The sequence below is a fragment of the Tatumella sp. JGM91 genome, from assembly GCF_018257575.1.
Classification (GTDB): domain Bacteria; phylum Pseudomonadota; class Gammaproteobacteria; order Enterobacterales; family Enterobacteriaceae; genus Tatumella; species Tatumella punctata.
Genome location: NZ_JAERJP010000029.1, coordinates 1 through 14,885, shown reverse-complemented (window position 1 = coordinate 14,885; position 14,885 = coordinate 1). Strand labels below are relative to the sequence as shown.

Genomic DNA, 14,885 nt, shown 5'->3' with positions numbered 1-14,885 from the left:
CAGAGTATGACATCGTGATATAAAACCCTGCTCAGGCAGGGTTTTTTTATATCCGGTCAGACAGGAAGCGGAGCAAAGTGTGAGGAAATTTTGTGTACCTGCCATATTGTTTTCAATGCTGGTGGCGATACCCACAGTAAAAGCTTCAGAAGCTGTTCAGAGAATGTTCCAGGACTGGCAGGTGACCTGTAATAATCTTAATGATTGCGATATCCGTAATGCCGATGAAAATATGCGTGTTGTGCTGCGGCATGAAGCCGGGCCACGGGGAATTGTTTCGCTGGATATTATGGGATTTGATATTGATAAACCGGAAGGGATTTGGCTGGACGGGAAATTATGGAATAACAGTATGATCCCTGTCAGTAGCGATGAAAGCCACGATTATGCGGGTTACCATACTGATTCTCTGCAGACAGTTCAGGCATTTATCCGGGCGGCCAGTCATGCCAGACGTATTACTCTGACGCCGGATGAAGATGATGATACGGGTTCACTAAAAGGTTTAAATGCCTCGTTATTGTTTGCCGATGATGTACAGGGGCGTCTGGATAACCAGACTGCGCTGCTGCGTGTCGGGCCCGGCATTCCGGCACAGGTGCCGCTGCGTTATGCTTTTGAAATTCCGCCGACCAAAGTCCCGGCTATTTTCCCGGTCAGTGATGGTAATGCTCTGATCAATGAAGTACTGCAGACGCAGCAATCAGTGCTTAATGATGAAGAATGCTCACCGGAAGCTGATGACATCGCCCGCAGTAAAGCAGTGCCTCTGGATAAGAAAAATGTCCTGGTGATGATCAATTGTGTTACCGGGGCTTATCAGTCTTCCGGTATTTTATTTATTACCCCGCGTGATCATCCGGATCAGGCGAAGGAAGTGGAGCTGACACTTCCCCTGAAAGATGATCAGGGAGATCCTCAGACCATCAGCTGGTTTACGGACGTCAGTTATGATCCTAAAACAGCGATGCTGACTCATACGGCCAGAGGCCGGGGGATCGCTGACTGTGGTGAAAGCGGAGCCTGGCGGTATGACGGGCATCATTTTCAGCTGATGAGTTACCATAACCAGCCAGCCTGTGACGGCGGAGCTCCGGGCAACTGGCCTTCGGTCTGGCTGACACCCGGCTTTAAAGAATAGGCAGAGACAGACAATAACGGGCGCCCGGCGCCCGTCCCGGTCACAGATTATTTCTTCCGAAGTAAGGCTCCCAGTCTTTCCACACCGGCTGTAACCCGGTTTTCTGTAAGGCGGCAGCGACCACTTCTGGCCGCCGGTGATCATCCGGTGAAAACTGTTCAAGCGCACCGCTGCTTTCTGCATATCCACCCGGCGCTGTTTTAGAAAAAGCACTGGCTGTGGTCACAACAATCGGAATAGCATGATCGCGGAATTTCGGTGACTCCCGGGTGGATAGCGAAATATCCGTGGGTGGTGAAAACAGCCGGAAGGCACACATTGTCTGCAGCAGCTGACGTTCATTCATCAGTGAAGCCGGGGTGATACCGCCGGCACAGGGGCGTAATCGTGGAAAAGCTACGGAATAGCGTGACTGCCAGTAATGTTTTTGCAACCAGTTCAGGTGTTCACCCATCATCAGGCAATCAGTGCGCCAGTGGCCGGATAATCCGGCAAGAACGCCGAGCCCTATTCTGTCGACACCTGCGCGGCCCAGCCTTTCCGGTGTTTGCAGACGAAAGAAAAAGTCCTGCTTATTGCCCCGTAAGTGATGAGTGGCATAACAGGAAGTATGATAGGTCTCCTGATATACCAGCACTCCGTCCAGCCCGAGCCCCCGTAATTCGCGGTACTCATCTTCCTGTAATGGCTGAACCTCCATCATCAGTGAACTGAACTGCTGACGAATGCCCGGCAGATGACTGCGGAAATACTCCATCCCGACTTTATTCTGATGTTCACCGGTCACCAGCAATAGCTGATTAAACCCCAGTTTGCGTATCGCCTGACATTCCAGTGAAATCTCTTTGCTATCCAATGTCTTACGACGGATTCGATTGCCCATCGAAAAGCCGCAGTAAGTGCATTCATTAGCGCAAAGGTTAGACAGATAGAGTGGTGCAAAAAAATTGACTGTATGACCAAAGCGCTGTCGGGTCAGTTGCTGTGCTCTGGCCGCCATCTGTTCCAGAAAACTTTCCGCCGCCGGAGACAATAATGCCATCAGCGCGGCAGTGCCCTGTATTTCTCCGGATAATGCCCGCCCGACCTGAGCCGGGGTCTGACTGTCAATCCGCAGGCGTAATTCGTTCTGGTCCAGGCTCTGCCAGTAATCAGCAAAATCAGCCATTGGTATTCTCCTGTTGAAAGTCAGCCTCCAGGAAAGCGGTTAACGGGCTGGTCGGACAGGCGACTGCCCGCAGACCGGAAGTTCCGCGGGCAAGATGTCCTGCTTCAGTGGCTAAAGCAAACGCGCGGGCCGTCGCAACAGGGTCGTTGGCTGTGGCAATAGCGGTATTCAGCAGCACAGCATCCGCACCGTATTCCATTGCTTCACAGGCATGTGAAGGTAAACCGATCCCTGCATCGACGATTACCGGTACCGTAGCCTGATCAATAATGATCTGCAGAAAATCCCTGCTCAGTAACCCTTTATTACTGCCAATCGGTGCGCCGAGCGGCATAACCGCCGCACATCCGACGGCTTCCAGCCGTTTACAGAGCACCGGGTCGGCCCCGCAATAGGGCAAAACGACAAAACCTTCTTTTACCAGCTGTTCTGCGGCCCGGAGTGTTTCTATCGGGTCGGGTAACAGATAGCGGTTATCGGGATGGATTTCCAGTTTTACCCAGTGAGTCCCCAGAGCTTCCCGTGCCAGTCGTGCAGCGAATACAGCTTCTCCCGCGGTTTTGGCCCCGGAGGTATTTGGCAGCAACATAACGCCTGATTGTTTTAAGGGATCCAGAATATTGTCCTGCCGGCCACTCAAATCAACTCGTTTCATCGCTAATGTTGCCAGCTGTGAGCCGGAAGCCAGTAATGCCGCCTGCATTATGGCCGGAGAAGCAAACTTACCTGTCCCGGTCAGTAGCCGGGAACTGAATGTTTTATCTGCAATTCTTAACACAGTTAACCTCCGGCGATGACCTGAAAAACCACCACATCATCATTTTCCTGCACCTGGTACTCAGCCCAGCGGGTGGCAGGAATGACTCTGCCGTTGACCGCAAGGGCGGTGCCCTGCGGGCCAACGGATATCTGCTGCAATAGCTGACTTAATAAACAGGCGTGGCTAATCTCCGTTGGTATATCATTGAGTTTAATTTGCATGAATTTCTCCGCAGACCGGGCAGTCATCGGCCGGGGTCAACTGCAGACGACGCCATTGTAATTCTTTACCATCAAACAGCATCAGCTGACCGGAAACAGCGCTATGGCCGGTTGTCACCAGTTTGATTGTTTCCAGCGCCTGTAAATTACCCATCATTCCCGCCACCGGACCAATAATCCCGCTGTTACGGCAGTTACGGGCGGGTTCTTCTGTCTGTGGCCACAGACAGCGATAACAGCCCCGGTGCCAGGGAGGTGTCAGCACCAGCAGTTGCCCGCTGAACCCTACAGTACTTGCCGAAATCAGTGGCAGGCCTTGTTCAACGCACCATGCATTGAGCAAGTGTCTGGTTAGCAGGTTATCACTGCAGTCGAGTACTACGGTTGGCCTGACAGGTAAACAGGCTAATTGCTGTACATCAATTCGCCGGTCAATAGTATGCAGGTGTACTGACGGATTCATCTGGTTCAGGGTCTGTGCCGCCAGTCCGGCTTTAGGGCGACCAGTATCAGCCGTACGGTACAAAATTTGTCGCTGCAGGTTACTGATATGCAGAGTGTCATCATCGGCCAGCAGCAGGGTGCCAATACCGGCTGCTGCAAGATACATAGCCGCCGGAGATCCCAGTCCTCCCAGCCCGACAATCAATACCCGCGCATCTGCCAGCTTTTCCTGTCCTGACGGGCCAATTTCCTCCAGTAGCAATTGCCGGCTATAGCGCATAAAATCCTGATCATTAAGCATCTGCTGAGTTCCCCTGAGCTTCCTCTACCCTGCGCTGTAACTCTGCAACGGCAGTTCGCCAGTCGGCGGCTCGTGTGATGGCGCTAACAACCGCGATACTACCGACCCCGGTAGCCAGAACCTCCGCGGCCCGGTCTATGGATATGCCACCGATAGCTACCGTCGGTATACCTGCAAGACGTCGTACATGATGACGTAAATTATCCAGTCCCTGTGGATGAGAGGGCATCTGTTTGGTATTGGTCGGGAACACATGTCCCAAAGCGATATAGGAAGGATTGAAGGAGAGCACACGGTCAATTTCCCGGCTGTCATGGGTGGAGACACCCAGTCTTAACCCGGCCTGATAAATGGCTGTCAGATCGGCAGTGTCCAGATCTTCCTGCCCCAGGTGCACACCATAGGCACCATGTTTGATCGCCAGCTGCCAATCATCATTGATAAATAGCCGGGCATTTCGTTTAGCAGCCAGACGAATACTTTCGATAATTGCCTGTTCTTTTTCTGCGGTACAGTCATCCTTGATGCGTAACTGTAATGTCATCACTCCTGCATCCAGCAGCCGGGCGATCCATTCAACACTGTCCACCACTGCGTATAACCCGCAGTGCAGCGGAACAGCAGGAAATACCTGAGCCATTATTTCCCCCCGGCATCTGTACTGACGGGCAGATAAATTTCGCTGCCGTTATCGCGGAAACGCTGAGACATCCCGAGCATACCTTCATTGATAGCAAATGCCGGAGCCGGGTTCTTACTGGCGAAGTCACGAACTTCCTGACTGATTTTCATCGAACAAAATTTCGGGCCGCACATGGAACAGAAATGGGCAACCTTGCCTGATTCCTGAGGAAGGGTTTGATCGTGGTAACTGCGGGCAGTTTCCGGATCCAGCGCCAGATTAAATTGATCTTCCCAGCGGAATTCGAAACGTGCTTTAGACATAGCATTATCACGGATCTGAGCGCCGGGATGACCTTTTGCCAGGTCGGCCGCATGTGCGGCAATCTTATAAGCTATCAGTCCCTGCTTCACGTCTTCTTTATCCGGTAAGCCGAGGTGCTCTTTGGGAGTGACGTAGCACAGCATTGCACAGCCGAACCAGCCGATCATGGCAGCACCGATACCCGAGGTAAAATGGTCATAACCCGGTGCAATATCCGTTGTCAGGGGGCCGAGGGTATAAAACGGCGCTTCGTGACAATGCTCCAGTTGTTCGGTCATATTGCGCTGGATCATATGCATCGGCACATGTCCCGGGCCTTCAATCATTACCTGAACATCATACTCCCATGCAATTTTGGTCAGTTCTCCGAGGGTATGCAGTTCGGCGAACTGTGCTTCATCATTAGCATCGCGGATAGACCCCGGGCGTAATCCGTCGCCCAATGACAGGGCAATATCGTAGCTGGCACAGATTTCACAGATTTCACGGAAATGCCGGTACAGGAAGTTTTCCTGGTGATGGGACAGGCACCACTTAGCCATAATCGATCCGCCGCGTGACACAATCCCGGTCAGGCGTTTTGCGGTCATTGGCACATAACGCAGCAGGACACCGGCATGGATAGTGAAGTAATCGACCCCTTGTTCCGCCTGCTCCAGCAGGGTATCCCGGAAGACAGACCAGTTAAGATCTTCTGCGACACCATTCACTTTTTCCAGGGCCTGATACACCGGGACAGTACCGACAGGGATCGGGCTGTTGCGCAGGATCCATTCCCGGGTTTCGTGAATATTCCGCCCGGTGGAGAGGTCCATCAGCGTATCAGCCCCCCAGCGGGCTGCCCAGACCAGTTTTTCGACTTCTTCTTCAATAGAAGAGGTCACGGCCGAGTTACCAATATTGGCATTAATTTTTACCAGAAAATTCCGGCCGATGATCATCGGTTCGGATTCAGGATGATTAATATTCGACGGGATAATTGCTCTCCCTGCGGCAACTTCCTGGCGTACAAATTCCGGGGTAATGGTTTCCGGTAACGGATCAAAAAAATGCTTGCCGGGATGTTGCTGGCGCAGTTCAGATGAGGTGATCTGCGCGCGGCCCATATTTTCACGTATTGCGATAAATTCCATTTCCGGGGTGATTATCCCCTGACGCGCGTAATGCAGCTGGGTAACGCAACGTCCGTTCAGCGCTTTTCGCGGCTGGGGAAGGTAGCGGAAGCGCAGTCCATCCAGGCTTTCATCCGCCAGGCGTTCTCTGGTGTAGGCTGAGCTGGTGGCCGGAATCTGTTCAGAATCCTGGCGTTGTTCAATCCAGGTCTGGCGGAGGCGGGGGATACCACGGTGGATATCCGGGGTGGCGGTTTCATCACCAAACGGACCGGACGTGTCATAGACCGGGATAGCTTCATTGTCTTCTTCTGTCGGATTGGCCGCGGTTCCGCCGATACGGGTCGGGCTGAGTTGTATTTCACGGACCGGCACCCTGATGTCCGGCCGGGAGCCAGTCAGCCAGCGGCGGCGTGAGGCCGGAAAGGACTGATGACCCAGTGAGTTGATAAAATCCCGTGCTTGTTCGCGTTTTTCGCGGCGTGATAATTTTTCAGACATAGCTCTATTTCCTGTAAATAAAGAAATACGCTTGTCCGGAGTCCGGAAGGAGTGACAGAAGAAAGTGCCTTGCGGGCACACTCAGGCTGAACTGTACTCTTGTTCCCTTCGCAGGTACTAACCTGATCAGGTTCCGCGGATCCCGAATTAACGGTCTCAGCCCCGTGGGGCACTCCGACAAGATAATAAGCGGCTGATCAGGGTGTGATACAGCGGCGGGTGAATTGTCACCGTCAGTCAGCATAGAGTGCTTCAGCGTGAAGTACAAGCCCCTGCTATTTGTACGGTCGGTGAAAAGCAAGTGTCATGTTATCGCTGACATTACCCCGCCGGGTGCTAGTATGGATTAGCTGTTGTCGTAACATGTGGTTAAAAACAACAAAGGTGCTGATTGATGGAACGTGAAATAACCGGTGAAGATAAGGGCTGGTGGGTGGTAAGCCAGCAGAATAAAATCTGGCTACCCGGAGATAAACTACCTTACGGGCCTGCTGCTGAATTTTCCCTTAGCGGATTGTCCGGACGTCCGATCGGTGAGTGGCAGGGCGATACGGTCTGGCTGATTAATCATTCGCGTCCGCAAAACATGGCTTCCCTGCGGCAGTTGCTGAATGAAGACAGTGGCTTATTCAGAATGGCCGGACGCGGTGTACAGCTGGCTGAATTTTATCGTTCTCACCGTTACTGTGGTTACTGTGGCGGGGAAATGCAGCACAGTAAGACAGAATTTGCCTGTCTGTGTACCCGCTGTCATGAACGGTATTACCCGCAAATAGCGCCTTGTATTATCGTGGTGATCCGCCGTGATGATAAACTTCTGCTGGCACAGCATGTACGCCATCGTAATGGGATTTATACGGCCCTGGCCGGATTTGCTGAGGTCGGGGAAACCCTCGAACAGACGGTTACCCGTGAAGTTATGGAAGAGAGCAGTATCAGGATTAAAAATCTGCGCTATATCGCTTCTCAGCCCTGGCCGTTTCCCCAGTCACTGATGATGGCTTTTCTGGCTGATTACGACAGTGGTGATATATGCATTGATCCTGAAGAACTGCTGGATGCCGGCTGGTACCGTTATGATGAACTGCCTGCACTGCCACCCGCTGGCACCATCGCACGGCGGCTGATTGAAGATACTGTGGCATTGTGCCGGTCAGAATACCAATAACGGCAGACAAAGATACCTGACTGACAGGGGCATGGTTAGAATAACCCGTTGTTTGTGTATATAATATGCGCCTGATTTCGAGAGAGCCTGATTATGAGCGAATTAAAAAACGACCGTTATTTGCGAGCATTACTACGGCAGCCAACGGATGTAACGCCGGTGTGGATGATGCGTCAGGCAGGCCGCTATTTGCCTGAATATAAACAGACCCGCGCACAGGCCGGCGATTTTATGTCGTTGTGTAAAAATGCCGAGCTGGCCTGTGAAGTCACTTTACAACCCCTGCGCCGTTATCCGCTGGATGCCGCTATCCTGTTCTCTGACATTCTGACCATTCCGGATGCGATGGGATTAGGGCTGTATTTTGAAACCGGTGAAGGCCCGCGCTTTTCTTCACCGATCAGCTGTGCTGCGGATGTAAAAAACCTGCCAATCCCTGATCCGGAACAGGAACTGGGCTATGTGATGAATGCGGTACGAACTATCCGTAAAAACCTGAAAGGTGAAGTTCCGCTGATTGGTTTCTCCGGCAGTCCATGGACACTGGCAACCTATATGGTGGAAGGTAGCAGCAGCAAAGCCTTCACTAAAATTAAAAAAATGATGTACAGCGAGCCGTCGGTATTGCATGCATTACTGGATAAACTGGCGGAAAGTGTCATTCTGTATCTGAATGCCCAAATCCGTGCCGGTGCACAGTCGGTAATGATTTTTGATACCTGGGGCGGGGTATTAACCGGTCGCGACTACCGCAATTTCTCTCTGTATTACATGCATAAAATTGTAGACAGTTTATTGCATGAAAGTGAAGGCCGCCGTGTGCCGGTCACACTGTTCACTAAAGGTGGCGGACAGTGGCTGGAACAGATTGCAGATACTGGCTGTGATGCGATTGGCCTTGACTGGACGACGGATATTGCCGATGCCCGCCAGCGGGTAGGACACCGGGTTGCATTACAGGGCAATATGGACCCTTCAGTGCTTTATGCTCCGGCGGCGCGGATCGAACAGGAAGTCTCGACAATTCTCGAAGGCTTCGGTCATGGTGACGGGCATGTGTTCAATCTCGGACATGGGATCCATCAGGATGTTCCGCCGGAACATGCTGGCGCATTTGTTGACGCTGTCCACCGTCTGTCGGCAGCTTATCATAAATAATGACAGCTGATTACGCGGCATTAAAAGTACAGCAACTTTCACTGGCAGCTGATGTTGTTGGTGAGGGGCTAAGCCGTGATTTTTCCCCTGGCTTTATTGCCGGGGGAGACGTGGGGTTTGAACAACAAGGGACGATCGCGCGCGGCGTTATTGTCGTATTGCGCTGGCCCGGACTGGAAATAGTTGAACACCGTATAGCACGGGTACCCGTCACGTTACCCTACATCCCCGGATTTCTCTCGTTCCGTGAATGTCCGGCACTGCTTGCTGCCTGGCAACAACTTACTCATCGTCCGGATTTATTGCTTATTGATGGGCAAGGCATCGCTCATCCGAGAGGTTTAGGGGTTGCCAGCCATATTGGTGTGTTAACTGATGTACCGACGATTGGCATTGCCAAGAACCGTTTATGTGGCGAGTATTCTCCACTGGAAGAAGGGGCCGGGGCATGCCAGCCACTGTATTGTCATCATCAGCAAGCCGGCTGGGTACTGCGCAGTAAAATCAGATGTAATCCGTTGTTTATTTCTATTGGACACCGGGTCAGCGTTGATATGGCCCTTTTCTGGACGCAGCAATGTTTACGGGGTTATCGTTTGCCGGAACCCACCCGACTGGCCGACGGGATTGCCTCCCGCCGCAAAGGCTTCCAGCGCTGGCTGAACGTACAATAACGCTGTGAAAACCGCGCTTTTGCGTTACACTTCTGCCAGCTAATTTATAATGAGTATCCGTCATGTTACGTAACCCTATCCACTTACGCCTGGAAAAGCTGGAAAGCTGGCAACATATGACTTTCATGGCTTGTCTGTGTGAGCGTATGTATCCGAACTATCTGGCGTTCTGTCAGCAGACTGAGTTTGCCGATCCTCACCTCTATCGTCGTATCCTTGATCTGGTCTGGGAGACGCTGGTGGTGAAAGGTGCAAAAGTTAACTTCGATTCTCAGCTTGAGAAACTTGAAGAAGCGATCCCTGACGGAGATGCATTTGAAATTTATGGGGTCTACCCGGCCATTGACGCCTGCGTCGCACTGAGTGATGTACTGCACGCTCTGTTAGGTGGCGAAACATTAAACTATGCGATTGAAGTCAGTAAAACATCGATTACAACAGTGGCAATGCTGGAGATGACCCAGGCTGGCCGGGAAATGACCGATGAAGAACTCAGAGAAAACCAGGCCGTCATTGATGAATGGGACCTGCAATGGGAAATATTCCGATTGCTGTCTGAGTGCGAAGAACGTGATGCTGAGCTGATCAAAGGGCTGCGTGCTGATCTGCGGGAAGCCGGAATTAGTAATATTGGTATAAGTTTTAACCAGTAAGGCAATAAAACGTGACTTCAGGCCTGATTTAGCTCACCTGAAGGCTTCACATTCGCCCCCTGTCTGGTCTACATTTGGGGGGCTAAAAATTGTGGCTATCGGTGTGTGCAGGCTGAAGGGTGTCGGAACATATGGCTTTTCACTCGCATTCGTTGCTTAGCAGGCGATAAATACACTTTAAGGATAACTTATGAACAAGACTCAACTGATTGATGTGATCGCAGAAAAAGCGGACCTGTCTAAAACTCAGGCTAAAACTGCACTGGAATCTACTCTGGCTGCGATCACTGAGTCTCTGAAAGAAGGTGATGCAGTTCAGCTGGTGGGTTTTGGTACTTTTAAAGTAAACCACCGTGCAGAACGTACCGGTCGTAACCCGCAGACTGGTAAAGAAATCAAAATTGCTGCTGCAAACGTTCCTGCGTTCGTTTCCGGTAAGGCTCTGAAAGACGCCGTAAAATAAGCGTCGCACCCCGGGTGTTAAAACGTTTAGCTAACAGAAGGGGCATTTCTCCGCCTCTTCTGTTTATTGTAACCTCCCTCTGTAACTCTTTCTTTTTGCTATACCGTCCCTGTATCCTGTTGACCAGGGCATAATGATCCTGCGCGCCACCCTGTGGCAGTGATAAGTATTAAGGAGAGATGATGCTTTTTTCTGCACGGATAATAGCTATTGGCCTGTTGCCTCTGTTGCTGCTGGCGGGCTGCAGTTCATCAGACAATATCCCGCCATTCAGTGCTTCTGGTTACCTTGCTGACCGGGGCGTGGTTCGTTTGTGGCGCAAGAATACCCCGCCGGATTACACCGCAATACGTACCCTGTATACCCCTTTTGATCAGTCAGTTACAGAGCAAACAGATTACCAATGGCATAATGGGAATTTGTTGTTTATGCAGAGTCATATTACCGGAGGGGCCACAGATGATGTGACTTTACGGTTTGATAACCAGGGAAAACTGAGTTTTATGCAGCGTCAGTTGCAAAACCGCCGGCAGGATGTCAGCCAGCAGGCTATCGAACTGTATCGGTTTGATGCCGGGCGAATATTGAAGATCAGTGATGCGTTACTGGCAGGCCAGATCTATTTACAGCAGGGCAGATGGCAACAGAATAATACGGTTCTCACCTGTGATGATCAGCAAGTACAGGCAAGCCTGGATATGGAGTCTCGAAGAATGATTGCCCGTGTCCGGTCGGGCACTGCCTCCCCGGTATATATTGCATGGCTGAAAGGGCCTGAGGGAACCCAACTACTCAGGGCCACGAGGGTGGATCTGTGTCATAACCAGCCGGTTGCGGCAGATTTATAACCGGCGATAAAAAGGCAGGCCGAAGCCTGCCTCTGAAAATATAACTGCGCTTATACCGGGTTACTTATTGCGGTTGATTGCCCGGTAACCGATATCATGACGATAAAAACATCCCGGCCATGAAATAGTTTTTGCCAGTGCATAGGCATTTTTCTGAGCCTCAGCAACATCTGCACCCAAACCGGTGGCACAAAGTACTCGCCCGCCGTTAGTCAGGACATTTTCTCCCGACAATTCTGTCCCTGCATGGAATACTTTGCCGTCTGAAGCGGCGGCTGTATCCAGTCCGGAAATAATATCACCTTTACGGTAATGCTCAGGATAACCGCCAGCAGCCAGAACCACGCCTAGCGCCGGACGCGGATCCCATAATGACTCCTGCTGGTCCAGTTCGCCATTACAGGCTGCCAGGCATAATGTTACCAGGTCAGATTGCATACGCATCATGATCGGCTGCGTTTCCGGGTCGCCAAAACGACAGTTAAACTCAATGACTTTCGGTTTTCCTGCCCCATCAATCATCAGACCTGCGTACAGGAAACCAGTGTACAGATTCCCTTCAGCAGCCATACCTCGTACTGTCGGCCAGATAACCTCATCCATGACACGCTGGTGGACTTCATCAGTGACCACGGGTGCCGGAGAGTAAGCCCCCATACCTCCGGTATTCGGGCCGGTATCCGCATCACCAACCCGCTTGTGATCCTGACTGGTGGCCATTGGCAGTACATGCTCACCATCAACCATCACAATAAAGCTGGCTTCCTCACCCTCCAGGAACTCCTCGATCACAATCCGGTGTCCGGCATCGCCGAATGCATTGCCTGCCAGCATATCTTTCACGGCATCTTCGGCTTCCTGCAATGTCATTGCAACGATAACACCTTTGCCTGCCGCCAGACCGTCAGCTTTAATAACGATAGGAGCCCCTTTTTCACGCAGGTAGCTCAGGGCTGGTTCGATTTCGGTAAAGTTCTGGTATTCAGCCGTAGGAATATGATGCCGTGCCAGAAAGTCTTTGGTAAAGGCTTTAGAGCCTTCCAGCTGAGCGGCTGCCTGAGTCGGACCAAAAATTTTCAGGCCTGCTTCGCGGAAGGCATCAATCACCCCCAGAACCAGCGGTGCCTCGGGGCCAACAATGGTCAGGTCAATGTGCTGCTGCTGAGCAAATGCCAGCAGACCTTCAATATCAGTCGCGCTGATATCGACATTTTGCAATGCGGGTTCCAGCGCTGTCCCGGCATTACCTGGCGCCACATAGACGGTTTCTGCTAAAGGTGACTGGGCGGCTTTCCAGGCCAGAGCATGTTCGCGTCCGCCATTACCAATAATTAAAATTTTCATAGTTAAACCCCGGGCTGATTAATGGCGGAAATGACGCATGTCAGTAAAGATCATGGCGATCCCGTGCTCGTTGGCCGCGGCAATCACCTCATCATCGCGGATCGAGCCACCGGGCTGGATCACACAGCTGATTCCGACAGCCGCTGCGGCATCAATACCATCGCGGAATGGGAAGAAAGCATCAGAAGCCATGGCGGAACCTTTAACTTCCAGCCCTTCATCAGCCGCTTTAATACCGGCAATTTTTGCCGAGTAGACGCGGCTCATTTGTCCTGCGCCGATGCCGATTGTCTGATTATCACGTGCGTAAACAATTGCATTCGACTTCACAAACTTAGCAACTTTCCAGCAGAACAGGGCATCGCGCATTTCCTGTGGTGTAGGCTGACGCTGGCTGACCACCCGCAACTGAGTTTCACCGACCATCCCCAGGTCACGGTCCTGTACCAGCAAACCGCCATTGACGCGTTTAAAATCCAGTGCTGCGCTGCGTTGTTGTTGCCATTCACCACAAACCAGTACACGGACGTTTTGTTTAGTCGCAGTGACTTTCAGAGCTGCGTCGCTGGCGGACGGGGCAATAATAACTTCGACAAACTGACGGCTGATAATTGCCTGAGCCGTCTCTTCATCCAGTTCGCGGTTAAACGCAATAATACCGCCAAAGGCAGATGTCGGATCGGTGGTGTAAGCACGCTCGTAGGCTTGTCTGATATTACTGCCAATAGCAACGCCACAAGGATTAGCATGTTTGACAATAACGCAGGCCGGTTCAGCAAATTCTTTTACGCATTCCAGCGCCGCATCGGTATCGGCAATATTATTATAAGAAAGGGCTTTCCCCTGTAACTGCTGTGCCGTGGCAACCGATGCTTCAGTAATATTGTCTTCTATATAGAAGGCAGCATCCTGATGGCTGTTTTCACCATAGCGCATATCCTGCTTCTTAATAAAGTTCAGGTTGAGTGTGCGCGGGAAACGCCCGGCAGGGGTTTTCTCTTCATTATAATAAGCCGGAACCAGTTTCCCGAAGTAGTTGGCAATCATGCTGTCATAGGCGGCAGTATGTTCGAATGCTTTAATCGCCAGATCAAACCGGGTATCCAGCGTCAGGCTGTTATCGTTGGCTTCCATCTCATTTATCAGCAGCGCGTAGTCGTTGCTGTTAACCACAATAGCGACATCTTTATGGTTCTTGGCAGCCGAGCGCACCATGGTTGGTCCGCCGATATCAATATTCTCGACGGCATCTTCCAGGCTGCATCCTTCACGGGCAACGGTGCTGGCAAACGGGTACAGGTTTACCACCACCATATCGATAGGTGCGATTTGGTGCTCAGCCATAATTGCATCATCCTGTCCGCGACGTCCGAGAATGCCGCCATGGACTTTCGGATGCAGCGTTTTAACGCGGCCATCCATCATCTCAGGGAAACCTGTGTAATCGGAGACTTCAGTGACGGGCAGCCCCGCCTCAGCCAGTAAGCGGGCAGTACCCCCGGTAGAGAGCAATTCGACGCCACGAGAGGCCAGTGCTTTGGCAAACTCAACAATACCGGTTTTGTCAGAAACACTCAGAAGAGCGCGGCGTACAGGACGACGTTGTTGCATAGGAAAGAATCCCCTGGATTGGTTTCATATATATAGAAGAAGTATTAGAGAAGGTTCTGAGAGCAAATAGCCGTTTTATCTGCTTCCGGAAACTTCGCCTGCACGACTTATTACATGGCGGCATTGTAGCGAAAACGATTGCGCGATGCCCGGCTAAATTTGTATTTATAGCCCTTTGTGGATAAGTTTGTGGGTAAGCACGTATAAATAGCACATTTGCTGTGGAATGCAGCAAACGATCGTTTTTTCTTAAATTAGCGGTTGCGCCTTTCGCTGAACTCCCTATAATGCGCAACCACTGACACGGCAAAGCGCGATGCGCAGCGGCGTGACAAGGACTGAAGCGATTCGGTCCGGAGAAAAAATCACGAA

General features: G+C 51.6%; 15 protein-coding genes and 1 riboswitch. Of the genes, 7 read left to right on the top strand and 8 right to left on the bottom strand.

Annotation, left to right across the window (positions count from 1 at the left end):
- Positions 1 to 79 precede the first annotated feature (79 nt).
- Complete coding sequence (locus JK198_RS15375) at positions 80 to 1,141, top strand: DUF1176 domain-containing protein (protein ID WP_212709409.1); 1,062 nt, start codon at positions 80 to 82, stop codon at positions 1,139 to 1,141.
- A gap of 40 nt (positions 1,142 to 1,181) precedes the next feature.
- Here the strand turns inward: JK198_RS15375 and thiH are convergent, their stop codons facing one another.
- Genes thiH through thiC form a run of 6 tightly spaced genes read right to left on the bottom strand, consistent with a single transcriptional unit; the run spans position 1,182 to position 6,594 of the window.
- On the bottom strand, positions 1,182 to 2,309 hold the full coding sequence (thiH, locus tag JK198_RS15370; RefSeq protein ID WP_212710956.1) for a 2-iminoacetate synthase ThiH: 1,128 nt from the start codon (positions 2,307 to 2,309) through the stop codon (positions 1,182 to 1,184).
- Complete coding sequence (locus JK198_RS15365; protein ID WP_212710957.1) at positions 2,302 to 3,087, bottom strand: thiazole synthase; 786 nt, start codon at positions 3,085 to 3,087, stop codon at positions 2,302 to 2,304. The genes thiH and JK198_RS15365 overlap by 8 nt, the downstream gene beginning before the upstream one ends.
- A 2-nt stretch (positions 3,088 to 3,089) precedes the next feature.
- Positions 3,090 to 3,290 carry a sulfur carrier protein ThiS gene (thiS, locus tag JK198_RS15360; RefSeq protein WP_212709412.1) on the bottom strand — a complete coding sequence of 67 codons (201 nt, stop codon included), beginning with the start codon at positions 3,288 to 3,290 and terminating at the stop codon, positions 3,090 to 3,092.
- Positions 3,280 to 4,035, bottom strand: a complete 756-nt coding sequence (locus tag JK198_RS15355; protein WP_212709413.1) for a HesA/MoeB/ThiF family protein — start codon at positions 4,033 to 4,035, stop codon at positions 3,280 to 3,282. Before JK198_RS15355 ends, thiS begins: the two co-directional genes overlap by 11 nt.
- The gene (gene thiE, locus JK198_RS15350) at positions 4,028 to 4,675 is read right to left on the bottom strand and encodes a thiamine phosphate synthase (RefSeq protein WP_212709414.1); all 648 of its coding nucleotides are present in this window, start codon (positions 4,673 to 4,675) and stop codon (positions 4,028 to 4,030) included. The genes JK198_RS15355 and thiE overlap by 8 nt, the downstream gene beginning before the upstream one ends.
- Entirely contained in the window at positions 4,675 to 6,594 is a 1,920-nt protein-coding gene (gene thiC, locus JK198_RS15345; RefSeq protein WP_212709415.1) for a phosphomethylpyrimidine synthase ThiC, read from the bottom strand. Before thiC ends, thiE begins: the two co-directional genes overlap by 1 nt.
- A gap of 86 nt (positions 6,595 to 6,680) precedes the next feature.
- Positions 6,681 to 6,781: riboswitch (TPP riboswitch) on the bottom strand.
- A gap of 207 nt (positions 6,782 to 6,988) precedes the next feature.
- On the opposite strand from thiC, the gene nudC reads away from it, so the two are divergent.
- The 6 genes from nudC (at position 6,989) to JK198_RS15315 (ending at position 11,558) form a co-directional block, all read left to right on the top strand.
- Positions 6,989 to 7,762: an NAD(+) diphosphatase gene (gene nudC / locus JK198_RS15340; RefSeq protein ID WP_212710958.1), complete on the top strand. Its 774-nt coding sequence runs from the start codon at positions 6,989 to 6,991 to the stop codon at positions 7,760 to 7,762.
- 93 nt (positions 7,763 to 7,855) lie between these two features.
- Positions 7,856 to 8,920, top strand: a complete 1,065-nt coding sequence (gene hemE / locus JK198_RS15335) for a uroporphyrinogen decarboxylase (protein ID WP_212709417.1) — start codon at positions 7,856 to 7,858, stop codon at positions 8,918 to 8,920.
- Positions 8,920 to 9,594: a deoxyribonuclease V gene (gene nfi, locus JK198_RS15330; RefSeq protein WP_212709418.1), complete on the top strand. Its 675-nt coding sequence runs from the start codon at positions 8,920 to 8,922 to the stop codon at positions 9,592 to 9,594. Before hemE ends, nfi begins: the two co-directional genes overlap by 1 nt.
- 62 nt (positions 9,595 to 9,656) lie before the next feature.
- A complete protein-coding gene (locus tag JK198_RS15325; protein WP_212709419.1) occupies positions 9,657 to 10,247 on the top strand; it encodes a YjaG family protein in 591 nt (196 codons plus the stop codon).
- A gap of 190 nt (positions 10,248 to 10,437) precedes the next feature.
- A complete protein-coding gene (hupA, locus tag JK198_RS15320) occupies positions 10,438 to 10,710 on the top strand; it encodes a nucleoid-associated protein HU-alpha (RefSeq protein WP_007886275.1) in 273 nt (90 codons plus the stop codon).
- 179 nt (positions 10,711 to 10,889) lie between these two features.
- Positions 10,890 to 11,558 carry a DUF1481 domain-containing protein gene (locus JK198_RS15315; protein ID WP_343877874.1) on the top strand — a complete coding sequence of 223 codons (669 nt, stop codon included), beginning with the start codon at positions 10,890 to 10,892 and terminating at the stop codon, positions 11,556 to 11,558.
- Between the two features lie 60 nt (positions 11,559 to 11,618).
- On the opposite strand, the gene purD is transcribed toward JK198_RS15315, so the two are convergent.
- Together purD and purH are read right to left on the bottom strand one after the other, a co-directional pair.
- The gene (gene purD / locus JK198_RS15310; RefSeq protein WP_212710959.1) at positions 11,619 to 12,902 is read right to left on the bottom strand and encodes a phosphoribosylamine--glycine ligase; all 1,284 of its coding nucleotides are present in this window, start codon (positions 12,900 to 12,902) and stop codon (positions 11,619 to 11,621) included.
- 18 nt (positions 12,903 to 12,920) lie between these two features.
- Complete coding sequence (purH, locus tag JK198_RS15305; protein WP_212709421.1) at positions 12,921 to 14,513, bottom strand: bifunctional phosphoribosylaminoimidazolecarboxamide formyltransferase/IMP cyclohydrolase; 1,593 nt, start codon at positions 14,511 to 14,513, stop codon at positions 12,921 to 12,923.
- Positions 14,514 to 14,885: the final 372 nt, after the last annotated feature.